The following is a 25921-nucleotide window of genomic DNA, read 5'->3' on the forward strand; positions in this document are numbered from 1 at the left end:
ATTTCCCGTTACAAACCCTTGAAAACAGTTATAAACTGCAAGGGCTTAAGCATTAACTTAATATTTGCCCCAAGGGATCGGGGAGAGGCCTAAATTATTGTTAATAAAGCTAAATAAGCAGTTGTATTTATTTATTTTTCTTAATGATTTTATTTTCATTGATTGCGAGCGATCGCCCCCCCCTGAGGACAAGCTCAAGGGTTAAGATATTTTAAGCAACCGTGTTTAGGGCAGGGCCTTCCCATGCGCGTAATTTTAATGACTGGCAAAGGTGGCGTTGGTAAAACCTCAGTGGCGGCAGCAACGGGGTTACGCTGTGCTGAGTTGGGGTACAAAACGCTGGTGCTGAGCACCGATCCCGCCCACTCCCTTGCTGATAGTTTTGACCTTGAATTGGGGCATGTCCCTGTGCCCGTCGCCGAAAATCTCTGGGGAGCGGAACTCGATGCTCTCATGGAACTGGAGGACAACTGGGGTGCGGTGAAGCGCTACATTACCCAAGTCTTGCAGGCGCGCGGGCTAGAGGGCGTTCAAGCTGAAGAATTGGCGATTTTGCCGGGGATGGATGAAATTTTTGCCCTTGTGCGCATGAAACGCCACTATGACGAAGGCCAATACGATGTCTTAATTATTGACTCTGCCCCCACAGGTACGGCACTGCGGCTGTTGAGTCTACCCGAGGTGAGCGGCTGGTACATGCGCCGCTTCTATAAACCCCTACAGCGGATGTCCGTGGCCTTGCGACCGATTGTGGAGCCAATTTTCAAGCCCTTGGTGGGGTTCTCTTTGCCCGATCAAGAGGTGATGGATGCGCCCTATGAATTCTATGAGCAGATTGAAGCCCTCGAAAAAGTCCTCACCGACAACACGCAAACCTCAGTGCGCTTGGTCACCAATCCAGAAAAGATGGTGATTAAGGAGTCGCTGCGCGCCCATGCCTATCTTAGCCTCTATAACGTGGCCACCGACTTAGTCATTGCAAACCGTATTCTGCCGAACACGGTACAGGATCCCTTCTTTGCCCGCTGGAAAGAAATGCAGCAGCAATACCGTCAAGAAATTCACGACAATTTCCGCCCGCTACCGGTGAAGGAAGTGCCCCTGTTTGCTGAGGAACTCTGTGGTTTGGCGGCACTGCACCGCCTGAAGGAGACCCTCTACGCTGATGAAGATCCAGCTCAGGTTTATTACCAAGAGCAAACGATTCGGGTGGTGCCCAGTGATGGCCAGTACAGCCTTGAACTCTATCTACCGGGGGTACCCAAGGAAAAAATTGAACTGAACAAGACGGCAGATGAGTTGAATATCCGCATTGGTAACCATCGTCGTAATATGGTGCTCCCCCAAGGATTAGCAGCACTGCAACCGGTGGGCGCGAAAATGGAGGCGGACTACCTGAAAATCCGCTTTGCTAGTGCCACCAGTAGCTAATTCGGCTAATCAATGACTGATGAGACTTGCCACTGTGACAACAACTGGGCTGGCGATCGCCACCACCAATCTGACTAAAGTTTATCGTTCTGGCCATCACGAGACCCCTGTTCTTCAGGGCATTAACCTGCAAATCCAGCGCGGTCATATCCATCTGCTAATGGGACCTTCGGGGTCAGGGAAAACCACCCTGCTCTCGATTTTGGCTGGCATTCTTGCCCCCACCAGTGGCCAAGTGGCTGTCTTAGGCCAAGAGATTACGCAACTGTCCAAGACTGCACTGGCAAAATTTCGGCTGCAAAATATTGGCTTTGTCTTTCAGAGTTTTAATCTTTTCCCCGCCTTGACCGCACTGGAAAATGTGGAACTGGCGCTCAATCTCAAGGGAATCAAAGGCAAACAGGCCAAGGAACAGGCGGCAGCCCGTCTAGAGGAAGTGGGGTTGGGTCATCGCCTCGACTTTGTGCCCGCAAATCTTTCTGGGGGTCAGAAACAGCGGGTGGCCATTGCGCGTGCCCTAGCGGGTGAGCCGCAGATCATTTTTGCCGATGAACCGACGGCTTCCTTGGATTCCCAAAATGGCCAACAGGTGATCAAAATTCTCTACAAGCTAGCAAAGCAAAAAGGCTGCACAGTGTTGATTGTTACCCATGATCCACGGATTACAGCCATTGCCGATCGCATCACCAAAATCGAAGATGGCAAAATTAGCGACGGTTAAGCCTGCTCCCGTTGTACCCAGCGTTCCCAAAGCAGTTGCAGCGTCAGCGCCACCAGACCCACGGCAATAATGCTAAAGACCCCCGTTGCGAGGGTACACAAGCCCACCACAAGGGTGCGCACGGCCACGGCCAAGCTATAAACCAGTTGATTGTGGTAGCTCACTGCGTGAGTGGCAAAGACGTAGGCGATCGCCCCTGTTAGCCGATAAAGGAGAATCCCAAGCGTGCCAGCAATCAGCGCACCAGTTAAACAGCGTAATGGGTTAGTTTTTGGGGGGAGGAGGGTCATGGATGGTATTCACCTTTGTGAGCCGATGATTCCAGAATACGGTAGCCAATGTCACGACGATAGTAGCAGTCGGCAAATTCAATGGCGCTGACGCCCGCATAGGCCTTGGCTTGAGCCGTGGCAAAATCAGGAGCCAAAGCGGTAATGTTCAATACCCGACCGCCATTGGTGTACCATTGCCCCTCTTGCCAGCGCGTTCCAGCATGGAAAACGAGAACCCCTTGGGCGATCGCTGCGGGAATACCCTGAATCACATCCCCCTTGCGGTAACTCCCCGGATAGCCCCCCGCCGCCATCACGACGGATAGAGCTACCTCATTGCGCCATTGCAACGCTCCCAAACTGGCTAAGCGTCCCTCGACACAGGCCAAGAGCACCTCAATCAGAGGGGTTTCCAAGAGGGGGAGGACGACTTGGGTTTCAGGATCACCAAAGCGACAGTTAAATTCCACCACGTAGGGATCCCCTGCGGACGTCACCATCAGACCGGCATAGAGCACCCCACAGTAGTGGATTCCCCGATCCTGCAACGCCCCAAGGGCAGGTTCAAGAATCGTCTGTTGAATTCGTTGCATTAACTCTGGTGTCACCCAAGGGACAGGGGCATAGACCCCCATTCCTCCAGTATTTGGACCTGTGTCCCCTTCGCCAATGCGCTTGTGGTCTTGGGCGGGCAGCAGCGGCAGAATGGTTTTGCCATCCGTAACGGCGAGTGCGGAGACCTCTTGCCCCTCTAGTACTGATTCAATGACCACCTGTTGACCAGCGGCGCCAAATTCACCCCCAAAAATCCGCTCGAGGGCAGCGATCGCCTCCCCTTCGGTGGCCGCTACCGTCACTCCTTTACCTGCCGCTAAACCATCGGCCTTAATGACAATGGGTGCCCCTTGGGCTTGAACATAACGAGAGGCCGCCTCATAATTGTCAAACACTGCTGCTTTGGCCGTAGGAATCTGAGCCGCCTGCATGAGCGCCTTTGCCCAAGCTTTACTGGCTTCAATTTGTGCGCCGGCCTTGACCGGCCCAAACACAGGGATGTTCAACGCCTGTAGGTGATCGGCCAAACCCACTGCCAAGGGAACCTCTGGCCCGACAACCACTAAATCAACGTTATTCTCTTTGGCAAATTCACCAATACCCGTGAGGTCGGTGGCTGCAATGGCCACATTCTCACACCGCTCCAAGCAGGCTGTGCCCCCATTCCCCGGCAGACAATAGACCTGTGTCACGCGAGGAGAATCGAGTAATTTCCAAGTGATCGCGTGCTCTCGACCACCACTGCCAACGACAACGACCTTCACAGATGCACTCCAAAAAGATAAGCCATATTTTGAAATCAATCTTCAGGGGACTATCAAGTTTATCAGTCAATAGGCAACGTTCTCTCCAAAGGTAAAATGATTGGCTTATTCCTTTGCAGAAGTATTGAACAACAGTTTGAAGAGGTAGGAAAAAGAGAAGAAATATTGTATTCTTCCCTTAAAAGATTAAAAAACAGTCAATTTACTATGGCATCTTTTGGAGCTATTGTCAAGTCTATTCTCAGGCGCCTCAGCCCTTGCGACTATCCCGTCCTGAACTCACAACTGCTCTTCAAAATCTAGCTGACGTACATTTTGGACGCCAGCTTAAACAGTATGAGAGCCTTGTTTTATGGGCTCAATCAGTCAGGAATAACAGCCGTTTTCACAAGGATGACGAGAAACAGTAGTCTGGCTATGGCGTAAAGTTACGTCCTATCAAGATATTGACCCGAATAGGAAACGGCTGTTCAGGTAGATATAGCTATTTCGAACATCAAGCAAGGTGGCAAAATCAGTGAAGCGACTCAAATCTTTCAGGTCAGTCGCGCCACCATCCATCGCTGGCTGAAGCGAGAGGACTTAGCGCCCACGGTTGTCCCCCGTCGTCCTTGGAAACTGGATTGGGCGGCCTTAGCAGCGGATGTTGCTACCCATCCCGATGACCGTTTAATCGACCGTGCCCAGCGATCGAGTGGAGTCTGAGTATGGGTGGTCAGCGCGAGGCCAACGAATTTATGGAGAGCGAGCGGGGAAGCGTCAGAAAAGAGAGAGTTTAGTCGCAGGACGGTATAGACACCAGAAAGACTTCATCGCCCCAATGCTGTTTTCAGGATATTTGAATGCGTTATGTGAGTTGGTTGAGTCAGTACTGTTTGCCGGCGTTAAAGAGACCGTCGTTGTTGATGATGGATAATGCACCGATTCATCCGAAAGGGGCGATTCAGGCAGTGGTGAAAGCGGCGGGTCACGAGGTGTTATTTTTACCGAAATACTCTCCTGATTTGAATGTGATTGAGCACGACTTCAGTAATCTCACCGGGCGTCTTCGCTACTTCCGCGCGCCATCGCCCGAAGCCACCGTGCGCGTTCACAGCTTCGCACCACTCTGCAAGATACTGACGCTTCACCTCGTCCTGCTCCGCATCCTGACCCTTTGTTTCTAGAATCAGATGATCACCGTTCTTCAGCCGCACCAGGAAATCAGGCCGGTACTTGCGCACCACACCGCGATAAACGTAGAGCACTTCGAAGCCTAGGTGGTCATTCTTGGCCTAGGCAGCCACCGCGTCACTGTTGTCGAGCGCGAAGGCGTCGGACGCTTCCCATGTGCTGTCGTACACGCAGACGTTGATATGGGATTTCTTCGTGCGCTCGCAGGGCTTGCCCGTGTACCAAGTGCGCATCTCGCCTGTGGAGCGGATAGGATGATCGCGGTCGAAGACCGGCTCGATGCGATCGGTGTTCTCCTGCCGAACCGCCTCCCATATATGCTGCACCACCCGCGACAGGTTCAGCGTGATGATCAGCCGTCGGCGCAATTCGTCCTGATAAAAAAGCGGTGGCGTAATATGAATACGGTCGGAGCGGATGAATTGCTCGACGATGCGAATCAATTGCGCCAATAATACTTCGCGGCTGCCTTTCCAAGCGGTCTGCATTTGGTCAAAGACATCGCGCACCGTCTCAAATATGATGCGCTGGGTGCGGAATTTCCCCGCCAGCCGCTCCAACTTGATGCGGTTGATCCGGGTGACGTCTGGCTTGCCTTCGAGGATCGGCGCCAGCTCGGCGACCTTCGCTGTCTGCGCCGCGTCCAGTTCCAATGGTCGCACCTTCGACCAGTCCAAGGTCAGCGTCGGTTGAAAGACGCGCTCGATGCGCACCACATTCGGCCAGCGGATCTCGAGCTGTGCCTTGGCCGGGTCTGGCTCAACGGCGGTCTTGGGCGTGGGCGGCGGTGGCGGGTCGTTCTCGCCGCCTTCGTGGGGCAAGAAGGTGAAGGGCACGCCGAAGATGTTGACGTATTCCGGCTCGAACAGCCCCGTTTCCGGGTTGACTTCGTACGAAGTGCGCCGCAAGCCGCGACCGACCACCTGCTCGCACAGCAGCTGCGACGTGAACGCCCGCAGTCCCATGATGTGCGTCACCGTCTTGGCATCCCAGCCCTCGGAGAGCATGCCGACGGAGATGACGTTTTGGATTCTCTCGCCCGGCTGTCCCACCTTGCCCACCGTGTCCACCATCTGGCGCAAGCGCTGGCCTGCTGGGCCTTGGTGAGTTTTGCGTTTTGAGTTGCTGGTTTTGCGTTTTCTGCCGTTGCCTCGACCCCTTCTTCATCTTCGACAAACTGACCACTCGAAACGAAAAACTCTTCTTTCGCTTCCGCCTCATCGAGCACCTTCGAGTCGATATGCAGGATGCGCTCTGGGTCGCACAGTTCATCGATGTGGATGCGCCGCGAATCGAAGGCGTGCTTCACGCGCGCCGCGGTCTCGGTGCGGTTGCAGACGGTGATCATCACCGGCGGAACGGGCACTCCGGCTGTCTTCCATGCCTTCCACGTCTCGCACCAATCGTAGCCTAAAAGGTAGTAGGCGTTCAGCACTAGGTCGGGCAGCGGCTCCTCCGGCTGCGCCTTGCAGTTTAAGTCGTTCTTCACGTCCGGGTAGTTGTAGATGTGGTAAAGGTGCGACTTGTAGGTTTTAGCGTCGGGGACAGCATCGTCGCGCACCACCACGCGCGGGGTCTTGACTAGGCCAGACTCGATGGCGTCATTCAAGCCGAAGTCGCTAACGATCCAGTCGAAGAGCGCCTCTTCGCTGCTCTTTTTGCCCGAAGGCGTGAAGGGAGTAGCGGAAAAATCATAGCACCTGAGGATGCCCCGCGAGCGGTGCAGGCGATCCAGCCCACCGATCCACACCGTGGCCTCCGCGGCGCTATCCTTGAGATCCCGCTGCCGCAAATACTTTCCTTCCGCCTCCCAGTTCACACGCTAGGCGTGGTGAGCCTCGTCGTTGATGACCAGAAGGTTGCGCGCATTGGCCATCTCGCCCAGCACCTCGCGGGTATAGGCCTCGTCGCTTTTGACCCCGCGTTTGTCCACAGACTTGCGTTTCTTGATCTGTTCTTCGCTCTCCCAGGCGAGGGCGTGCCAGTTGCGCACCAGCACTTTGCCTTGGCGCAATTTCTCGAGCAAGGACGAGGGCTTCGTAGTAATTGCCGTCCGCGGCGGGGTAAAGCACTTCCAGACGCTTTTTGACCGTCAGCCCCGGGGCGATGACCAGCACGTTTTTGGAGAAACGGGCATCCTGCGGGTTGGCCACCTTGTTCAGGACCTGCCAGGCGATGACCAAGGCCATGACGATGGTCTTGCCCGAACCGGTGGCCATCTTGCAGCATTGGCGGATGTACTCGCCGCCATCGCCGGGGATTTCGATGCCGGTGCGCTCAGCGGGGGCGGCCTCGGTCAGCCAGATGAGCGTCTCCACCGCCTCCAGCTGGCAGAAGAAGAAGCGCCGCCGGTCAAAGTTTTCGGGGTCGGTCCAATGTTCCAGCAGCCGCTTGGTGATGCTGGTGACGCCCGGATAGCCCGCCTCGCGCCAGGCCTTGACGCGCGGGCGGATCTGGTTGACCAGCGGAATCTCGACGAAGATGCCCGGGTCATCGAAGGCTTTTGAGCCGGGCGTCGCCACCACGTACCCCGCCGGGCGGCGGCCCTCCACCAATTCGAAAATACGCGTCTCGCGGTCGTAACGCCAGTGCCGCTGCGGCTCCTCGTAGGGCGAGTTGATGATCAGGCGGTCAATGGTGGTGCTGGGCATCAATTTTCCTCTCTATTTTCATTCTTATTAGCAAACTCCATGATCTTATTGCAAAGCTTCTCGAGAGAATCCGATTTCTTGCCAGCATCCCAAGCTATCTGGAGTCTCGATGCAATGTGCAACGCGTTCTTCTGTAGATTCCCGGCAGACCCGTATTTAGCATCTGCCTCAGATCGAAACTCATCCCAGTTCTCTTTTCCAATCTCTTGCTCAACCACCTGCCCGATGTCTGAGGACCACATGACTACAGCGGCTCCCCAGAACGTACTGGTCGGGAACGGCTCAGGATCAGATACACCGCATAACTTGAGGATTGCGCTGTTGTCTCTGCGGTGTTGCTCCCTGCTTCCGTTTTTGTCCGGCTTGTCGCCGTCCGAATCCAGTACCGCGAGAGTCGGGATCTGCAGGCACCTGGCTACCGCGAGAGGTTGAAGCATCCGACTTTTTCCACCGGTGGGGACAATGTGACAGCCGAGTCGTCTGAACTCATCCCACCGGTTGAGCAAGTGAAGGTAGGTGGTCAAATATGCAGTATCCTCTAGCCCCTCGACGAATACGATCCTAGACGCGAAGAATATTTCGCTGAGCTCAGGCTGGAGTGCTTGATGGATCTTTGCCAACTGCTCGCTCGGTTCGACAGGTTGCTGGCCTTTCACAGCCGCAATTTGATTTGCCACCTCTTGATGGGTGGTCCTAGTAATAGACGAAGCACCATTGACCTTGCGGACCATCCGGACACTCTCGAATCTCTCACCTGATATGAAGTATGGACTGTGGGTTGTAACCAAGATTTGAGAGTTCTGTTCGCTCAGCTTCACGAGCACGTTATAAAGATGCCTTGCTTGTGGGGGATGCTGATAGAGCTCCGGCTCCTCACAGGCGAGAATCAGCCGTGGATCTGCGTCGTCTCTGTCAGAGAGTTCTTGGAGCAGTGCGAGAATAAACGAACGTTGAAGCCCGTGCCCGAAACGTGTAAGCTCCCCTTCAAACCCTGCCTCACCGAGAATGGCCTGAGCAAAAGGCTCATCAACACGTACCGCCTTTTCGGGGTCTTGGTACCATTGCACTCGAAGCGTTGCGTCTTGATGCGCCCACTGCACAAGCCGATTTCGCAGAGCTGTAGATATTTCGGTTAGCTGTGCCTGACTATCGGCAAGGAGTTGTCTGTACTTCTCCTGCATTTCCTTGCGGATGGGATCAAATGACTCCCTGAGGTTGACTTTGGACCGAACCGTGCGGCTCAAAAGCTTCCCTAGGGCTGTGTCCTTAGACTCTTTCTGCTCGCTAGCCGCTTCCTTCACTGCGGGCACGTACACCCACTGGATGTATTTCTCGAGAAGGTTTTTACCCTTTGATACACCATAGAACTCGTCCGCACTAGGGAGTTCTTCGCACAATTCCGGGTGCTTTTCTTCATACTCACGAAGTGCTTGGACCATTGCATCCTTTGTGCCAGGATGCGGAAGATCAGGGTACTTCTCTCGCACCCTGGTGTATATATCCTTCAGCTCAGCAACCTTTTTCCCAGCTTTTTCGGCTTCAAAAAACAGCGCGAAATCCTTGATAACCATCCGGCGACCGTACTGCTTTACTTCGGCTGTGTTTGCAACAGGATCAAATTGTGCCTCAACTGAGACAACCAATTGATCATGGCGCACATAATGCTGGAGTTCATTCTTAGCTTCCTCTGAGAAGTCTGTAAAAGTGATCGTTATCTCGATAGGATCCGTTGTGTTTTTGGCATGGAAATCCTCCTCACTGAGCGAACGCGTGTTGAGACCGGGTATCCCTGATTCACCAAAGAAGACGTTGAGGGCATGCAGGACACTTGACTTCCCTGAGCCGTTGGCTCCGACGAAGCACGTGTAGTCATCAAGTTCGATAGTCTGTTCCTTTATCGAGCGGAAGTTTCGAATGCGGACGGATTTGATCTTCATGTGTCAATCTCCATAATCTTCAAACTCTCGATCCCCCGGTCGTCCACGATCTTGACCGCGATGCGCTTGTGCTCGCCCGGCTCAAATGGCAGAGAAACCGTGCCGCGGTAGGCTTCGATCAGTTCCTCATCAATCTCGGCCTTGAGATTGCGCGCCAGTTTCGCCCAGCCTTCGCCCTCGCCCGCCATCGGGAAGAAGACTTGACGCGGGTAGAGGCTGCGCCCATCATAGTCGGTATCCAGCATCCAGACGGCAATCTTGTCCGCCCCGCCCCATTCGACCCCGCCCGTTTTCGTGTTGTAGTAGTCGAAGCCATGCACGGCTACGACGTACTTGCCGTCTTTCTCCTTGCGCACCTCCACATCCGGCTGGCCGATGAGCCAGAAGGAGTCGTTGCTGGCGCGCTTCTTCTTGAGATCGTCGGTGAGCAGATCGGCGTTCATCTGCACCTTGAGCAGCGTCACCCCTGGCCAGTGGGTCTCGTCAATGTCTTTGGCCGCCTCGGGGTCGAACTGGAAGGCGGCGAAGACGATGAGCTTCGGCCTGGGCACCAGCGTATGCGCTTCTTCGATGGCCTGGGCCACCTGCCGCTGCTCCAGCGGTGCGTGCTCGGAACCAAAGGAGACCACCACGCGCATCGGGCTGTCGGCCGGGCCGGTCTCGCGCACCGAATCGGCACCTTCGTCGCTGGGGCGCGTCTCGCCGTCGGCGTGCAAAAAGCGGCAGCCGGGCAGCGGCTCTAGGCGCGCGAAGCGGATGTACTGCCCCGCCTTGCCGCGGATGCCGGCGCGCAGCAGTTCGTCGCGCCATTCGGCCTGGCGCAGCGTCTCGCCCGAGCGGGCGATGGATGTGTCGGCGGGTTCCGGCTTGGGTTCTAGGATTTCATCTACCGATTTGACTGCCGGCGCGGGCACCGCCTCCACGGTGAACGGGCCAGTGACGCGCACCTTCTTGCGGTCCACCAAGGGCTGGTCGTAAAGGGTTTCCTGCGGCGCATGGCGGGCGATCGCCTCATTCATGGCCTTTTGCATCGCGCGGCGGGCGGCATAGAAGGCGTCAAAAGGCTTGCGGGCCGCTTCGGGCCAGTCGGCAGGGAACTCAAAGGGCACCTCCCACTCCACCAGCTCATTGACCTTGACCGCCTGGCCGGCGGGCATAGTGAAGGTGGCGCTGTCCGGCGCGGCAAAATCCACGAATTGCCCGGCGCGGCCGCCTTGCGTGACCTTGAAACGGGGATAGCCCTCACCCCCGGCCCACCTGCCCCCGTCAGGGGGTCTCCCAGCGGGAGAGGGGAGACGGAGCGCGGCGTTGAGGTCTGCCAGCGCCTGTTCGATGGCCGGGTGCATGCGGGCGTAGATGCCGTCGATCTCTGGGTTGTTGGCGATGGACTTGAGTGTCACATGCGGCACGGTCTTGTACTTGAAGCCGCTGCCCACCCCCTCTTCGGGATGCGCCAGCTCGTAGTAGTCGAAGGCCGCGGTCATCAGGCGCTGGCGGGCGAGGGTGAGCGCCACGCGCGAGGTGTCGCAGGTGATCCAGCGCCGGCCCCACTGCTCGGCCACATAGGCCGTCGTGCCGCTGCCGCAGTTGTGTACGGCGCAGACTTCCGTTATAAACGAGTGAGCGTCCTCTACTTCTAAATCGTAAACCTCTTCCTCGGACAAGTCTCTAACCACCTCCACAAGGCGCACGGGAACGCGGTCGGGACCGTGGAACAGGATGTCTCCCTCTTGTATCTGCTCTGCCTCCATCCACTGGGCATACTCTGGCGAAAGTTGCTCTTTACACGCCTGTTCAATAGCAGTGCAAACCCCTTCGAGATTATGCTCTACTTCTGCGGCGGGAACACGCAGCACTTTTAGATTCAGCGCGTGCATGAACTCATCGCGAACACGGTCATGTTCCATGGCGGCCGGAGTGCCATGAGCCATGGCGCCGTCCACTTCTACCACTAAGGCAGCTTCACGGCAATAGAAATCGGCGATATAGGGGCCAATAGGGTGCTGACGTCTGAAGGTAAAGCCCAACCCATTGCCTCGCAAGACTTTCCAAAGTTTCCGTTCAGGCGGAGTCATTTCCTTGCGGAGTATTTTGCTTCTGCCGCGCAGCGCTTTGGGAATACCTGACCAGTCGGAATGTCCACCCAGGCTGTGCGGTCGTCTGTGGGCCAACACCCTGTGATCGGGCGTAAGCCATAGGGTTTGCCCGCTAAGGTCGTGCCGGATGCCGATCATCACGCCGCGATACATTCGCCGTATCGTGCGCACGACGCGATGGGGCAAGCCATCATGCGCCAGCAGGTAGTCGCCGGGGTGGATGTCTTCGATGGCGATGAGGGTAGCCCCCCTGTCATCCCCCCGCACGCGGGGGGATAGGGCTTCTCCCTCCCCACGTGTGGGGAGGGTCGGGGAGGAGCCGCAAACCCACACCCTCGTCCCCTTCCGCACACAGGTCGGGTCGAACACCAGGTCGCCAAGGTCGGTGGTCAGCGGCAGTATCATTCCAAAGGTTGTCAATCTGCTGGAGAGGAAAATCATCAAAGCATTGCTTGTATCTTGGAATGTTGCCGGTGTCGTATAGTCTGCAAGCGGTAATAAGGCGTTGCATTCCCTCCCTATGTGTGCGCCAGCTTTTCCTTTGTGCGGATATGATCCTTCCTGAGAACTCAAAGTCATAGGTGCAAGACTCGGTGTAACCAGAAGACTTGAGGTCACCCAAAGCCAGCCTCTTTGATCCTTCAATTTGGTCAAGCTCGGTTGACAATGCACGAATTGGTTTTACCTCTCCACTCGGCAACTCTACGAATCCAAACCAGGATTCATCAAGACTCTTCTCCGTGTAAAGCTGCCTATATTTCACGCCCTCCCTGTTTTTCGCATACCAAATTAATGATATCGTGAACTCTCGGTAATTCTCCAAACCCAAGAGGCGATGTTTTGCGGAAAGATATTTGTCTTACAAAATTCCCCGCCCCGAACACCTCATCCATCAACTCCCGCACGTGGTGCACGTTCTCGTCACTGATCTGCACGAAGATGCTGCCGCTCTCGGTGAGCAGTTCCCGCGCCAGAAGCAGCCGGTCGCGAAGATACGTGAGGTAGGAGTGGATGCCCAGCTCCCAAGTATCGCGGAAGGCGCGGATCTGCTCCGGCTCGCTAGTTAAGTCCTCGTCCTTGCCGTCCTTCACGTCGCGTTTGTTGACGAAGGGCTGGAAGTTGGAGCCGTAGCGGATGCCGTAGGGCGGGTCAATGTAGGTCATCTGCACCTTGCCGGCCATGCCCTCCTTTTCCAGCAGCGAGTTCATCACCAGCAGCGAATCGCCGGCGATCAGGCGGTTGCTCCAGTCGTGCTTGTGTTGGTAGAACTCGACGGCCTTGTGCAAGGGTTCTTGGTGCTCGACCTCGAACAACCCCAGTTGCACCGGTTCCTGTTGCCCATTTTTCTTGCGCACCGCCTCGATAATTGTGCGCGGGTCAATGCGCTCGTGGACGTGCAGGGAGACGGTAGGAACTTCAAACGAGGTATGCTCGGCTTTGCCCGCCCAGACCAGTTGCGGGTCGAGGTGCGGGTCGTAGGCGTAGCGCTTTTTCTGCTGTCCGGTGTCGGGGTCGGTTTCGGGCGTGACCAGCCCAACGGGCGGGTTGTTGACGCGCGCTTTGTCCCGATGCTCGTAGGGTGCGATCGGACGCTTGGTCTCGGTCTTCTTTTTTCGGGCCATCAAGTCCTGTCTGCAGATTGGTGGTTTTGAAAGCTAAACAGTAATTAAACTGCAATAGTAGATACGTATGCAAGGACTTAATTTGTAACGATAAACAGCATAGAGACCCCATACTTAACCTGCTATCTAAGCAAAATACCCAAACAGAACAATGGCCTGAGTATCGAAAGTGAGTGCGCTTTTACCTGCATTTCTGCAACAAGTATGAGTCGGATTCTGGCAGCCTGCACTAGCTTCCAAGAGACAGACGGTGAAATAACAGGCTGAAGCCCAGCAGTCGATTGGTTATTACAGACCCCTCCTCTCGCCATTTAGTCAACCAAGGGGAAAAGCCCACTCCGAAACCATGGAATCTGTCACTGCTGATGAGAAATCAGGTGCTCCCATTACGGAAGTAATACCAATTAAACTATCTTTCAACGTTTCTGCGATGAAAGTTAATCAGGAAACAGTTTTTGCAAAGCCTCCTCTAGGGTAGGTGCCATCACAATCCGCTGGTTATCCATAACAATGACCCGTGCCAAGGTGGGCAGTTGATTTTGATCGGCTTCGAGGTAAATGGGTTCGACGTAGAGGAGCGATCGCTCGATGGGGATAATGAGGAGATTTCCCTGCACCGATCTTGACCCTTGGCGATTCCAGAGGGAAATTTGCTGTGAAATCATTGGGTCTTGATTGATCCGCGCCTCCATTTGTTCAGGGCCAAAGACCAGTTCTTGCTTGGGAAAGACGTACAGCAGGAGCTTGCCATAGTTTTGACCATCGGAGCGAGCCGCTAGCCAACCAATGAGGTTGGGACGATTCACGGGCGTAAAAGGAACAAGCAGAATAAACTCCTCAGTGTAGCCAATGGGCAGCTTGGTAATCAGATAGTAAGGGGCAACGGCTTGGGGCTTTTCGCGGTAAATCTCCTTGGGAATTTGCCAGAGGTCTTCGCGGTTGTAAAAGACCACGGGATCCGTCATGTGGTATTTCAGGAGTTGTTCCGACTGCACCTGCATCAAATCAATGGGATAGCGAATGTGGCGGTAGAGGCGGTGGGGCATGGCACTCAGGGGATGAAAGAGGGTTGGAAAAACCCGCTGCCACGTGCGAATTATGACATCGTCGGGTTCCACCACATAAAACGTGACATCGCCGTTATAGGCATCCACCACCACTTTGACAGAGTTGCGAATGTAATTAAAGGAGTGCTCGCCGGGATCGCCATAGGGATAGTAGCGACTGACGGTATAGGCATCAATAATCCAGTAGAGATAGCTCACCCCTGTGGCGCTAGGACTGGCGGCAATGTCCTGTTCAGAGCGTGGATCGGCGACCACAAGGTAGGGTTCACTGTCAAAACGTAAAAAGGGGGCGATCGCCCGCACCCGCTCTTGAATTAAGCGACGAAAAAGTACCCGTGAGTCCGGTCGTAAATTGGGGGTCAACAGCAGTTGCCAGTCACCAAAATAGACACCGTAGACCAAGCGCCGCCACCAACTGGCAATGGGAACCCCCCCCGTACCGTCGTAGTGGTTATAGACATTTTCGGCGCCACGGGGAAAATCCAGCTCTGGAACCGCCGAAGGGGCAAAGACATAGGTATGGGTAAGTTCACCGTAGTAGATCCGGGGGTAGAAAAAGGGAATGCTTTCACGGATTTGCGGCGGATCGACCAGTAGCTCACCCGTATCGCCAATATCGCGGACAAAGTATTTGGGCAGACCATTGGCTTCGGCGGTATTCACGGGACTCATGGTGAAGCCATAGCCGTGGGTAAAGACCAAGTGCTCGTTAATCCAAGTACGGGCAAAGCGCTGAACCGCACTGTAGTCCACTTCGCGAGCGGCAATGAGGACTTGGCGAATTTCTGATTGGTCTTGCTCAGGGGATAGTTTGAGATAGTAGCGATCCAAAAAGGCCGCTGGAAACCGATAGTAGGAGCGCAGTTGTTGCAGTTGCCGGTTCGTTTCTAAAAGGGGGCGGGTATCCCAAAGGCGGATATTGCGGGTGGTGGCGGCGTTGGCAGCAATGATCTCGGCGTTGAGGTTATTTTCCGGCTGAAAGGGTTCGACCCGCATTTTTTCAAGGTTAAAGCCTTCGCGGGTGTGGGTAATGGTGCGTTGAATGTAGGGGAGTTCCCGTTGCAGTTGATTGGGTTGAACAATGGCCGCTTCAATGGCTGTGGGCAGGAGCCAATCGGCAATCAGGATGACCACTAAATAGCCCAATGTAAAGCCAAAGAGGCCGGGGGCGATCGGTCCTAGCCGCCGCTGCCCTTCGCCGCCCCGTCGAATCGCTGACCAAGCCAGTAAACAGGCGACGCCAAAAGCCGAGGCTGAAAGCCAACCATAGAGGGGTAAGCGTACAGTGACGTCGGTATAGCCGGCGCCAAAGGCAGCCCCATTGGTCGAATAAAGAAGTTTGTAGCGTTCTAGCCAGAAGCTAAAGGCCACTGTGGCAAAGACAAAGGCACTTAAGCCCTGTAAATGCCGCCGTTGTGATCGCACGAAGCCGAGGAATTTGCCATGACTGAGACTTTCATTGGCAAGGAGATAACCCAAGGCCGTTCCCCCTAAGCCGACAACACTGAGGTTCACCAGCCATAGGCGCAACAATTCCCACAGGGGCAGCTGAAACAGGTAAAAGCTCATCGAATGGTGAAAGAGGGGCTCGGTGTGGGGATCACTGGCGGCAAACAGTCCCTTGAGCACCACCGGCCAGCTCAGGCAGGCGATCGCCCCCATCGCGAGGCTTAAGAGCATGCCCAATCCTTGAAAGAGGCGCACAGGCAACCACAGCCCCAGTAGCAATGCTGCCAAACTCGGCACTAATAGCCAAGGATTCTGCACCACTTGCAGTGATACCTCTGCCACCCGCCAGACACTCAATTGCGGCAGCAGAGGGCTGTTAAAGGTGATTTCTGAACGGTGTTGCCACAGTTGCAGCGCGATCGCCCCAATGTGGTAAGTAGCAACAATTAGCAGCCAAGTTAAACCGCTAGCACACAACAAAAGCCGCCACAGCCCCAGCCCCCGATAGGTACTCTGGGCGGTCAGGGTGGGCTCGAGGGTCACGGTGCGTTGCCGCAGGAGCCAGTGTTGCTGCCAGCCATAGAACAGTGCCGATGCCCCCGCAACCGCCAGAAACAGTACAGCTTGGACACTCCAGCGCTGCCAGACCACCGCCAAATAGCCCAGTTGATCAAACCAGAGACTTTCGGCAATGAAGCGACACAAGCCAACCCCAAGGGCGATCGCCAGCACGAGGCCAGAGAGCCAGCGCAACCAACGGGGCATAAACTGTACAGCGGAGAGGGACGGCATCAACCTCGAAAAATCGTTAAAACTACGGTACAGTGCAGCTAGATGCTTTCCTAAGGCCAGTTTAGCGATTTAGCCATGTTCTTGCGCTCACTACTTGTTGCCCTCTTGAGTTTGGTTCTGTTTCTGAGCCCATCAGTTCCCAGTTGGGCTCTCGGGGGTGAATTGCCGCCCCTCAATGCCCCAGCACCCGACTTTTCTCTTCCCAGCAGTGTCGATGGCCAGCCGATTTCCCTGAAGGATTATCGCGGCAAGTGGGTGGTGCTGTACTTCTACCCCAAGGACTTTACCTCTGGCTGTACCCTCGAAGCCCAACGCTTTCAGCGGGACATTGAGCAATTTCATGCCCACAATGCTGAAGTCATTGGCGTCAGTGCCGACTCCGTGGACTCCCACGAAGATTTCTGTGACAGTGAAGGCTTGACCTTTCCCCTCCTCTCTGACCCCGATGGCCGCGTCAGCAAGGCCTATGGCTCTTGGTTGGGGTTTGTCTCGCTGCGCCACAGTTTCATCATCGATCCTGAGGGCATCCTACGGGAGCGTTATGTCAAAGTGAATCCCGCGATCCACAGTCAGGAGATACTGGCTCGCCTAGAGGAACTGCAACAGCAAGTTTAGGCCTCTATTGCTGTGGCGGGGGTTCAGGGGTTGCTGGAGATTCATTTTGCACCTGCTGCGCCGCCTGCTGAATGGCATCTTTATACTTGGCGGGTGCAAGTTCCACGGCTTTGGCATACAGAGGCGCAGCTTCTGTCTTTTTCCCCTGTTCCGTCAGTGCCATCGCTTGGGCAAGCACCGGGCGAAAATCGTTGGGGTTTTCTTTGCCCAGATTTTGGAAGAGGGTCAGCGCCTCATCGTAGCGTTTTTGCGCCATATAGACATCGCCAAGGAGAAGTTGTACCGCCGTGACATCGACGCTCCCTGGTTGGACTTTGTTGGCTTGCTCTGCCCCTTGGAGGGTCTCTTCAATGAGGCCAATGGCCGCTTGGGGACGATTTTCCTTCAAGTAGAGATCCACTAAGGCCCGCAGGGCATTGAGATTGCCGGGGGATTTGGCCAGAACCCCTTGAAAGGTTTGGGCAGCTCCCTCGCGATCGCCCGTTTGCTGCTGTGCCTGTCCCAGCAGAATCGCATAATCTGTTTGTTCGGGACGCTGAGCAGCTAAGCGGCGCAGGGGGTCAATGACGCTAGCAATTTCTCCTTTGCCCAGTTGAATCAGTTGCAGCCGAGCCAGCACCAAGCCTTCCAGTGCTGTGGCATTGTTGGGTTCACGCTCCAGCACCAGTTGGTAGCCTTTTTCTTGGGCTTGCAGTTCGGCAACTTTGTCAGTGGCGGCAGGACTGGTCACGGGGCTTGGCGTGGGTTGCGCTGGGCTGAAGGCACTGCTGAGCAAGGGCATCACCGAAATGGCAATGAAAGGAACCACGCCCAACAGCAAAACCAAAAGGGTGAGCCACTTCTTGCGCATTGTGCCTCCTTGAGGGTGCCCAGCATTTCCAGTGCCAGTATGATTCTAGCCTAGGAGCCGAGGGGAATCACGGCCAATTTTCAGGTCGGCCACCTTCCCCCTGTTAAAATTTGAGCAATTCCTCGGAGAGCTGCCATGGGTGAACTAACGCCAGAAACCATCAATTGTGCAGAGGCCTGTGTCAATGGCTGTGTCTTGGGCGATCGCTGTCCCAACCGTGAGTACATTGCTGCCGCCAGCAAGTTTATGAATGATACGCCCCTCGATCAAATTCTGCAAATTGCAGCGGATAGCTATCCCAAACGTCTTTTGGCCTCGATTGAACGCGATCGCCAGCGAGCGGCGAACCCACCTCAAGAATAACTCGAGCAATTCATGTCTCGTCTGCGTGCATTGCAGGGGTACCTGCTCCTGCGGCTTTTACTTGCGCCGCTGATGCTGTGGACGATTGTCACCGTCGTCTTTTTGCTGCTGCGAGCCACGCCGGGGGATCCCGTGGATGCGATTTTAGGTCCCCGTGCCCCGGTGGCTGTCAAGGAAGCCTTGCGAGAACAATTGGGCTTGGCTCAACCCCTGTGGCAGCAATACTTGACTTACTTAGGGCAACTCCTGCGATTTGATCTGGGAACCTCCCTCACCAGTCAAGGGGAAGCCGTCACGAGTATCATTGCTCAGCATTTTCCTGCAACGGCAGAATTAGGCCTTGCGAGTCTGGCGATCGCCTTTGGTTTAGGGGTGCTCATTGGCAGTCTGGCTGCGGTCAAATCTGGCACTACTTGGGATATCGGAGGGCGTCTCTTTGGCATCATCACCTATGCCTTGCCCCTCTTTTGGCTGGGGATGCTCTTGCAACTGCTCTTTGCGGTGAATCTGCGTTGGCTTCCCTTGGGTACCCGCTACCCAATCACGGAAACACCCCCCCAAGGTCCCACAGGGCTGTACCTGCTGGATGCGCTCCTGAATGGTAATCTCCACCAACTGGGAACTGCTTTTAGTTACTTGCTCCTGCCTGCATTGACGCTGGCGATCGTCCTCAGTGGTATCTTTGAGCGCATTGTGCGGGTGAATCTCAAGCAAACCCTAGTGGCCGATTATGTGGAAGCCGCCCGTGCCCGTGGTATCCCTGAGCATCGGATTCTTATTCACCATGCCCTCAAGAATGCCTTGATTCCAGTGATCACGGTTTTGGGGCTGACCCTTGCGAGCCTCTTGGGGGGAGCCGTGTTGACAGAGGTGACGTTTTCTTGGCCGGGGCTGGGTCAGCGACTCTACGAGGCCATTGCTCTGCGGGACTATCCAACCGTACAGGGCATTGTGGTTTTCTTTGCCGTGATTGTCGTAGCGGCCAGTATTCTCATTGACTTGCTCAATGCTTGGATTGACCCCCGCATCCACTACTAATTTTTTGGCACCTGCCGATAAAATAAAGAACAAGCACGTAATAAAACTTAACATTAGGAGGTATCCCCCATGGCTTTAGCCGTTGGTACACCCGCCCCCACCTTTACTGCCAAAGACACCCATGGCAATACGGTGTCCCTCAGCGACTTTGCGGGCAAAACTGTGGTGCTCTACTTCTACCCTAAGGATGACACCCCCGGCTGCACCAAAGAGGCCTGTAGCTTCCGTGACAACTATGCCGCCTATCAGGGCAAAGAGATTGTGGTTTTGGGGGTGAGTACCGACGACGAAACCTCACACCAAAAGTTCACTGAAAAATACAACCTCCCCTTTCCCCTCTTGGCAGATGTGGATAAATCCATTATTAAAGCCTACGACGTGGATGGCGGCGGCTACGCCAAGCGAGTTACCTATGTCATTGACGGCAATGGCATCATTTCCCATGTCTATACCAGCGTCAAAACCGATACCCACGCCACCGACATTTTGGCGGATCTCGGCTTATAGGTGACTCTAAAAAGTCATCATTGGGTCAGGCGGCTGGAGAGGTTCTGGCTGCCTTTTTGTTGATTGAACGGAGAGAGAGGGATTCGAACCCTCGGTGACATCACTGCCACACTCGATTTCAAGTCGAGCGCATTCGACCACTCTGCCATCTCTCCCAGCATCCTATATTGTAACCTCAGCTAGGATAAGGTAGAGCCACAAGAAGTCGCTGCCGGAAATACTCCCATGAGTTTTAGTCCAGAGTACCTAATGACAACAGAAGCCTTAGCCCATAACCAGAAAAGAATGGACGGCTATTTTGGGGATTTTTTTGGCTTGATGCGGAAGGCACTCGTTGCTGGTGGCTCAGAACTGGGGTTGGGGATGACACTTTTTTCTCTGGCGGTGAGTATTCGTGCTACTCGCATCATTGAAATTGGCCGCTTTAAGGGATTTTCAACTCTCTGTCTAGCAAGTGCCCTACGATTCATTGATATTGGCTGGCAATAACCACAACAACATAAGCAGCGACCTGACATCAATTACAACGAATTTGAAGCGCCGAAAAAACGACAACTGCTTTCAATTGATCCATTTCCAACCAAGGAAGCTGAGGAATTAATTCTTGAAGCAAATCTTGAAAACTATGTTGAATTTATTAATACCCGCTCAGATGAAGTCACGATTGATGGTTTAGTTGATCTCATTTTCATTGATGGTGATCACAGTTATGAAGGGTGCAAAGCGGATGTCTTCAATTATGTACCGTGGTATTTACGACCGGGGGGATACTTTATTTCACACGACTACTATGGCTGGTATGATGCCGCAGGGAATAATAACTCACCCGTTAAGCAGGTCATTGATGAATTGATTGCAGAGGAACTATTTGAGCATATCTTAATTGATACTGGCTATCAATCTTTTACCGTTTTTAGAAACCCCAATCCTTAGTAGACCGCTTTCCTTAGCTTCTATGAGATCAACCCTAACTCTGAGATAGATATTCGTTAATGTTCAGTTCATCACTAACATTGATATTGGTATTTTCCTCATCGGGATAGAATACAATTTCTAATCGCACTCTACCCTTATGCCAACCCGTCTTATCGAGCATCATAACTCTTGCTGAGCAACCTCTAACTAATAGTGGAATCAATCTAGCATCATTAAAAATAAGATTTAGAAATTCTTCTGGATAAGTAATATCAGTATTGCGCTGTTTGTAAATAATCCTTGAGTTATCATCTTCATTCGGGATAAAACGAATGACCTCTTCGCGATCAAGAACATGGCAGTTTGTATTCATAAGTGCTGGTACAGATTTTATTGAGTCTTTCACTTAGTATAGCCTAATCCTTGTCAAAATTAGGTTTCCTGCCTCGCTGATGGCAACAATTTGGCGATCGCGCCCAAACAAGGCACATCCCACCTCTAATGACCGCCCCATGGGAGCAGCACAATGGGCATGGATATAGTTAATGGCGCGCTCATCAATGCGGTTGGCAATGTGGCTGAGAATCTCAGGTAAGGCTTGGGGAGCCATTGTTGCTAAAAATTTGAGGGCAGCCTCAACCGTTGGTGCTTGCCACACCTGATGCAGAATCTCTGGGTCTAAGCCTGCAAGGGCACAAAAGGCGGTGAGAATTTCTTGGCGAGCATCCGCAAGGTGGTGATGGGTATGGAAAATGCCGCCAGCGAGTTTAATTAATTTGCCGTGGTAGCCCAAGAGGAGCAACTGTTGAACCTTGTGTTGAGCAGCGGCCACCAGCATTGGCCCTAGCCAATTGGCAGTTTTTACACACAGGGAAGGGGGAATCTGGAGTTGCTGCGCCACCTGAAGGCCGTTCTCGCCAATACAAAAGACGAGGATGGGAGATTTTGCTGCTTTCTGGGCTAAGTCCTCGCGATAGCGATCCAGTTGCTCCGAGGCTGTGAGGGGTTGTGCTAAGGCAGTGGTTCCCAGTAGGGAGAGTCCCTCAACAATGCCAAAAGCCGCATTCGAGGTGCGCTCTGCCAAATCTCGCCCTTGGGGCAGGAGAATCGTGACGGCGATCGCCCGCTCCTTAGGACAATAGAGCAACAGGTTAGTGGTTAACAACAAGCGGGCATAGCGATAGATAGCTGCCTCGCCCGTGGCGCGATCGCGCCCCACCCCAAAGCCCCCCTCAATGTGAATTTTGGGAGCCGTTACAGGGTCTTGCCAGCGCACCCAAGCCCAGATCGGGGTATGGCGGGTGAGATCAAGGGGATCACTGGGTTCACTGTAGGTAATGGCTAAGGCCTGCTGATCATCTAAGGATGCCCCTTGGGCAATGGATAGGGTTGCACAGCGATTGGGGCGTAGCAGCGCAAGGGTGACTTCCTTAGGACAGGTTCCTTCCGTAAGGCAACGCAATGCCGCCACCGCCGCCGCCGCCGCAAAAACTGGTAGCGTATAACCCACGGGTGTTAAGTAGTTAACTGAGCCAAACTAGTGCGAGCCGCTTCGGCAACCGCTTCCGCAGAATCAGTGGTTAATTGTTCAAGCAGGGGGCGAGCCTCTGGAGTGCCAATTTGGCCAAGGGCGATCGCTAGCCGATGGCGGACTTGCCAATCGGGATACTCGACAAACTGCCGCAGGTGGACAATGCTTTCTGGTTGTTTCAGTTCACCCAAGGAACCAATGGCGGCTAATTTCACCAATTCTTGGGGATTATTGAGGGCTTCCGTGAGCAGCCCAACAGCAGCAGGATTGCCTAGGGCACCCAAGGCGGCAATGATACTAAACTGCAACAGCCAATCATCGGTACTGTGGTAGGCCGTTTCTAAATCTTCAAGGGCAAAGGGAACTTGTAGGGCAGCCATCGCATCCGCTGCGGCAGCACGGACATCCGTTTCGCTGTCATGGAGCAGGCGATCGCGCAACAGGTCATGGGCTTGATTGAGATTGACGTGCCCAAGGCTGGCAATTTGACTCACCGCAGCGTAGCGGACACGGGAATTTTCATCTTGGCTGAGGGGTTGAATGAGCCGAAAGGCATCGTTGGGGTCAAGGCTACGCAGTTGATTGATGCCCCGCAGGCGATCGCCCACATCCGCTGAGGTAATGAGTTCCTGAATTGCTGCTGTGTCCACGCCAATATTCTCCACCTGATTCCTTTGATCCTACTGGGTTGCGTCACCCACAGAAAAGGGCAGAGCGATCGCGGCTTCAATTCTCTGCCCTCAGCTTAGGCGTTGTCACTGGGTTGTGCACTCTAGGCCTGTTTTTCAGCCTCAGCAATTTGCAGCATCGTCCTCAGGACGGAGTCGGGGTTGAGGCTAATGGAGTCAATCCCTTGCGCTACCAAGAATTGAGCAAACTCAGGATAGTCACTGGGGGCTTGACCACAGATGCCAATTTTGCGCCCCTTGGCCTTCGCCGTTTGAATCGCTTGCGCCACCATGCGTTTGACCGCTTCATTGCGTTCATCAAACAGGTGCGCCACCAAGGCCGAATCGCGATCCAACCCCAGCGTGAGTTGCGTCAGGTCATTGGAGCCAATGGAGAAGCCATCAAAGACGTCGGCAAAGGCATCCGCCAACACCACATTGCTGGGGAGTTCGCACATCACATAGACTTGCAGACCATTTTCCCCTTGCTTCAGCCCATGTTTAGCCATCTCCGCCAGCACTCGCCGTCCTTCCTCTGGGGTACGACAGAAGGGAATCATCAGAATCACGTTCGTCAGCCCCATCTCATCGCGGACTTTCTTCATGGCGCGGCATTCAAGGGCAAAGCCTTCGGCATAGTTGGGGTCGTAGTAACGGGAAGCGCCCCGCCAGCCAATCATTGGGTTTTCTTCATGGGGTTCAAACTGGCGACCGCCCAAGAGGTTGGCGTACTCATTGCTCTTGAAGTCGGACATGCGCACGACCACAGGCTTGGGATAAAAGGCGGCAGCGATCGCCCCAATCCCCTGAGCCAACTTATCGACAAAGTATTCCGCCTTGTCGGTGTAGTTTTGAGTCAGCTCGGCAATTTTCAGCTTCGCCACCTCATCGGTCAACTCATCGTAGTGGAGCAATGCCAAGGGGTGCGCCTGAATGTGGTTGGCGATAATAAACTCCATGCGTGCCAACCCCACCCCATCATTGGGGATTGCCGCCAAGCTGAAGGCCTCTTCTGGGTTACCCACATTCATCAGGATTTGGGTGCGGGTTCGCGGCAGATTTTCCAGAGCCACTTCCTCCACATGGAAGGGCAGTAATCCTTGATAGACGTGCCCCTCTTCCCCTTCTGCACAGGAAACTGTGACCTCAACACCATTGGGGATGGTTTCGGTGGCATCGCCACAACCCACAATCGCAGGAATGCCCAACTCACGGGCAATAATCGCCGCATGGCAGGTGCGTCCCCCCTGATCGGTGACAATGGCACTGGCTTTTTTCATGATGGGCTCCCAATCAGGATCCGTGCGGTGGGTCACCAGCACTTCGCCCGCTTGGAACTGATCGATATTGCGGACATTGAGAATGACGCGGGCACGGCCTTGGCCAATCATTTCGCCAACTGCCCGACCTGTGGCAAGGAGCGTTCCTTTTGCTTCAAGATGGTAGCTGCGCAGCACGTTCGTGGCTTTTTGGGATTGGACGGTTTCGGGGCGCGCCTGCACGATAAAGAGTTCACCTGTGAGGCCATCCTTTGCCCACTCAATATCCATCGGGGTGTAGGTTCCCCGCAGAGCAGAGTAGTGCTCCTCAATGAGGCAGGCCCAGCGGGCTAGGGTGAGGATTTCTTCGTCGCTGAGGGCAAATTGTTTCCGCAGGGGCTCAGGCACGGGTTCATTGCGGGTGAGCTTCGTTCCGCCAAGGGCATAGACCATGCGGATTTCTTTGGTACCGAGGGCTTTTTTCAAGATTGGCTTATAGCCCGCCTTCAAGGTTGGCTTAAAGACCAAGTATTCATCGGGGTTGACGGCGCCTTGGACAACGTTTTCACCCAAGCCATAGGCGGCCGTGATCAGGGCAGTGTCCTTAAAGCCTGTTTCTGTGTCAATGGAGAACATCACCCCAGAGCAGGCCAAGTCGGAGCGCACCATTTTTTGCACCCCCACCGACAGGGCCACATTGAAGTGGTCAAAGCCTTTGATCTGGCGGTAGGAGATCGCCCGATCCGTAAAGAGTGAGGCAAAGCAGCGATGACAGGCATCGAGAACGCCCTTGAGACCATGGACATTGAGGTAGGTTTCCTGCTGACCGGCAAAGCTAGCATCGGGCAAATCTTCAGCGGTGGCACTGGAGCGAACCGCCACGTCCGTATTCGGGCCATAGCGATCGCACATTTTTTGGTAGGCGGCAGCAATCGCATCCGTCAATTCTTGGGGAAACGGCGTGTGCAAAATTAGCGAGCGAATCGCTTGCCCCACGCGGTGGAGTTCTGTGACATCCTCGACATCGAGACCTTCAAGGAGCCGCCGCAGTTGGGTATCAAGATTTCCCGCTTGGATAAAGTAACGGTAGGCATAGGCTGTGGTCGCAAAACCATCGGGGACATTAATGCCTTTGGGCGTCAGTTGTTGGAGCATTTCCCCCAAGGAAGCGTTTTTGCCCCCTACCAGTGGCAGGTCTTTGCAGCTCAAGGAATTCAGTTCTAAAACAAACGCTGTTTCCCGATGGGTCACTTCACTGGTTGGTCTAGGGATGGATTGAGTCATTGTTATGCTCCCAAACATTAAGTTTCATTGATTAAATTGCCGTTTGCTGTCCCTCTGGGGATGCAACAGCAGTGCTTGAGCCGTTAAAGTTTTGAGTGTCTTTGGCTCCCTTTGCTATCGTGAATCTGTGAATCACCTAACTGCACGCAATTCCCAAGTCAGACTTGTCCGTTGACAAACGCAGGCTGCTCCTTTGCTCAAACACTGGGTAAAGCACGCAACACATTTCCAACGGAGACTGGATAGGCAAAGTTTGCAGCGGTCATCATCTGCACGGTGGTTAAATCACTATTGCCCTATATCTCCATTCTGAAACAGAAAAATTGGCTTTGTTTGTTGCTTAACAATCCCTTAAAAACAA

Annotated in this window: 19 protein-coding genes, 1 tRNA gene and 2 pseudogenes; 9 read left to right on the top strand and 13 right to left on the bottom strand. The window is 54.3% G+C overall.

Annotation, left to right across the window (positions count from 1 at the left end; genetic code table 11):
* Positions 1-243 precede the first annotated feature (243 nt).
* Positions 244-1431, top strand: coding sequence for a TRC40/GET3/ArsA family transport-energizing ATPase (locus RHI63_RS00980; protein WP_206200678.1), 1188 nt, complete (start codon positions 244-246; stop codon positions 1429-1431).
* A gap of 19 nt (positions 1432-1450) precedes the next feature.
* A complete protein-coding gene (locus tag RHI63_RS00985) occupies positions 1451-2152 on the top strand; it encodes an ABC transporter ATP-binding protein (protein ID WP_206200679.1) in 702 nt (233 codons plus the stop codon).
* On the opposite strand, the gene RHI63_RS00990 is transcribed toward RHI63_RS00985, so the two are convergent.
* On the bottom strand, positions 2149-2442 hold the full coding sequence (locus tag RHI63_RS00990) for a DUF3082 domain-containing protein (protein ID WP_206200680.1): 294 nt from the start codon (positions 2440-2442) through the stop codon (positions 2149-2151). The two genes, RHI63_RS00985 and RHI63_RS00990, sit on opposite strands and share 4 nt — an antisense overlap.
* Entirely contained in the window at positions 2439-3743 is a 1305-nt protein-coding gene (gene purD / locus RHI63_RS00995; RefSeq protein ID WP_206200681.1) for a phosphoribosylamine--glycine ligase, read from the bottom strand. The genes RHI63_RS00990 and purD overlap by 4 nt, the downstream gene beginning before the upstream one ends.
* Before the next feature lie 480 nt (positions 3744-4223).
* On the opposite strand from purD, the pseudogene RHI63_RS13135 reads away from it, so the two are divergent.
* Positions 4224-4816, top strand: a pseudogene (locus tag RHI63_RS13135) (transposase); the annotation flags it as partial.
* Here the strand turns inward: RHI63_RS13135 and RHI63_RS13140 are convergent.
* From RHI63_RS13140 to RHI63_RS01035, 5 genes and pseudogenes are all read right to left on the bottom strand, one after another.
* A pseudogene (locus RHI63_RS13140) lies at positions 4727-7567 on the bottom strand (BPTD_3080 family restriction endonuclease). The pseudogenes RHI63_RS13135 and RHI63_RS13140 sit on opposite strands and share 90 nt — an antisense overlap.
* A complete protein-coding gene (locus tag RHI63_RS01020; RefSeq protein WP_310453136.1) occupies positions 7567-9504 on the bottom strand; it encodes an AAA family ATPase in 1938 nt (645 codons plus the stop codon). Before RHI63_RS01020 ends, RHI63_RS13140 begins: the two are co-directional and overlap by 1 nt.
* The gene (locus tag RHI63_RS01025) at positions 9501-12041 is read right to left on the bottom strand and encodes a DUF559 domain-containing protein (protein WP_310821727.1); all 2541 of its coding nucleotides are present in this window, start codon (positions 12039-12041) and stop codon (positions 9501-9503) included. Before RHI63_RS01025 ends, RHI63_RS01020 begins: the two co-directional genes overlap by 4 nt.
* A 311-nt stretch (positions 12042-12352) precedes the next feature.
* The gene (locus tag RHI63_RS01030) at positions 12353-13222 is read right to left on the bottom strand and encodes a DNA methyltransferase (RefSeq protein ID WP_206200688.1); all 870 of its coding nucleotides are present in this window, start codon (positions 13220-13222) and stop codon (positions 12353-12355) included.
* Positions 13223-13659: 437 nt separating this feature from the next.
* Complete coding sequence (locus RHI63_RS01035) at positions 13660-16530, bottom strand: UPF0182 family protein (RefSeq protein ID WP_310821728.1); 2871 nt, start codon at positions 16528-16530, stop codon at positions 13660-13662.
* A 75-nt stretch (positions 16531-16605) separates the two neighbouring features.
* Between RHI63_RS01035 and RHI63_RS01040 the strand changes: the two genes are divergently transcribed.
* A complete protein-coding gene (locus RHI63_RS01040; RefSeq protein ID WP_310821729.1) occupies positions 16606-17145 on the top strand; it encodes a peroxiredoxin in 540 nt (179 codons plus the stop codon).
* Positions 17146-17149: 4 nt separating this feature from the next.
* Here RHI63_RS01040 and RHI63_RS01045 read toward each other — a convergent pair whose 3' ends face one another.
* Positions 17150-17995, bottom strand: coding sequence for a tetratricopeptide repeat protein (locus RHI63_RS01045; protein ID WP_310821730.1), 846 nt, complete (start codon positions 17993-17995; stop codon positions 17150-17152).
* Positions 17996-18130: 135 nt separating this feature from the next.
* Here RHI63_RS01045 and RHI63_RS01050 point away from each other — a divergent pair, with 135 nt between their 5' ends.
* From RHI63_RS01050 to RHI63_RS01060, 3 genes are all read left to right on the top strand, one after another.
* Positions 18131-18358 (top strand): hypothetical protein, encoded by a 228-nt coding sequence (locus RHI63_RS01050; protein ID WP_310821731.1) that lies wholly within the window; start codon positions 18131-18133, stop codon positions 18356-18358.
* A gap of 12 nt (positions 18359-18370) precedes the next feature.
* Positions 18371-19396, top strand: a complete 1026-nt coding sequence (locus tag RHI63_RS01055; RefSeq protein WP_310821732.1) for an ABC transporter permease — start codon at positions 18371-18373, stop codon at positions 19394-19396.
* A 69-nt stretch (positions 19397-19465) separates the two neighbouring features.
* Positions 19466-19903: a peroxiredoxin gene (locus RHI63_RS01060; RefSeq protein ID WP_310821733.1), complete on the top strand. Its 438-nt coding sequence runs from the start codon at positions 19466-19468 to the stop codon at positions 19901-19903.
* 68 nt (positions 19904-19971) lie between these two features.
* Here the strand turns inward: RHI63_RS01060 and RHI63_RS01065 are convergent.
* A tRNA-Ser gene (locus RHI63_RS01065) sits at positions 19972-20058 on the bottom strand.
* 163 nt (positions 20059-20221) lie between these two features.
* On the opposite strand from RHI63_RS01065, the gene RHI63_RS01070 reads away from it, so the two are divergent.
* Together RHI63_RS01070 and RHI63_RS13145 are read left to right on the top strand one after the other, a co-directional pair.
* The gene (locus RHI63_RS01070) at positions 20222-20392 is read left to right on the top strand and encodes a hypothetical protein (protein ID WP_310828265.1); all 171 of its coding nucleotides are present in this window, start codon (positions 20222-20224) and stop codon (positions 20390-20392) included.
* A 111-nt stretch (positions 20393-20503) separates the two neighbouring features.
* Positions 20504-20836 carry a class I SAM-dependent methyltransferase gene (locus RHI63_RS13145; RefSeq protein WP_399383712.1) on the top strand — a complete coding sequence of 111 codons (333 nt, stop codon included), beginning with the start codon at positions 20504-20506 and terminating at the stop codon, positions 20834-20836.
* 34 nt (positions 20837-20870) lie between these two features.
* Here the strand turns inward: RHI63_RS13145 and RHI63_RS01075 are convergent, their stop codons facing one another.
* The 4 genes from RHI63_RS01075 to ppsA form a co-directional block, all read right to left on the bottom strand.
* Complete coding sequence (locus tag RHI63_RS01075) at positions 20871-21224, bottom strand: hypothetical protein (protein ID WP_310821735.1); 354 nt, start codon at positions 21222-21224, stop codon at positions 20871-20873.
* Entirely contained in the window at positions 21225-22328 is a 1104-nt protein-coding gene (gene cbiD / locus RHI63_RS01080; protein ID WP_310821736.1) for a cobalt-precorrin-5B (C(1))-methyltransferase CbiD, read from the bottom strand.
* A 5-nt stretch (positions 22329-22333) separates the two neighbouring features.
* Positions 22334-23014 (bottom strand): HEAT repeat domain-containing protein, encoded by a 681-nt coding sequence (locus RHI63_RS01085; RefSeq protein ID WP_206200698.1) that lies wholly within the window; start codon positions 23012-23014, stop codon positions 22334-22336.
* Between the two features lie 107 nt (positions 23015-23121).
* Positions 23122-25560, bottom strand: coding sequence for a phosphoenolpyruvate synthase (gene ppsA, locus RHI63_RS01090; protein ID WP_310821737.1), 2439 nt, complete (start codon positions 25558-25560; stop codon positions 23122-23124).
* Positions 25561-25921: the final 361 nt, after the last annotated feature.

The sequence above is a fragment of the Thermosynechococcus sp. GLH187 genome, from assembly GCF_031583395.1.
In the GTDB taxonomy this organism is placed as follows: domain Bacteria; phylum Cyanobacteriota; class Cyanobacteriia; order Thermosynechococcales; family Thermosynechococcaceae; genus Thermosynechococcus.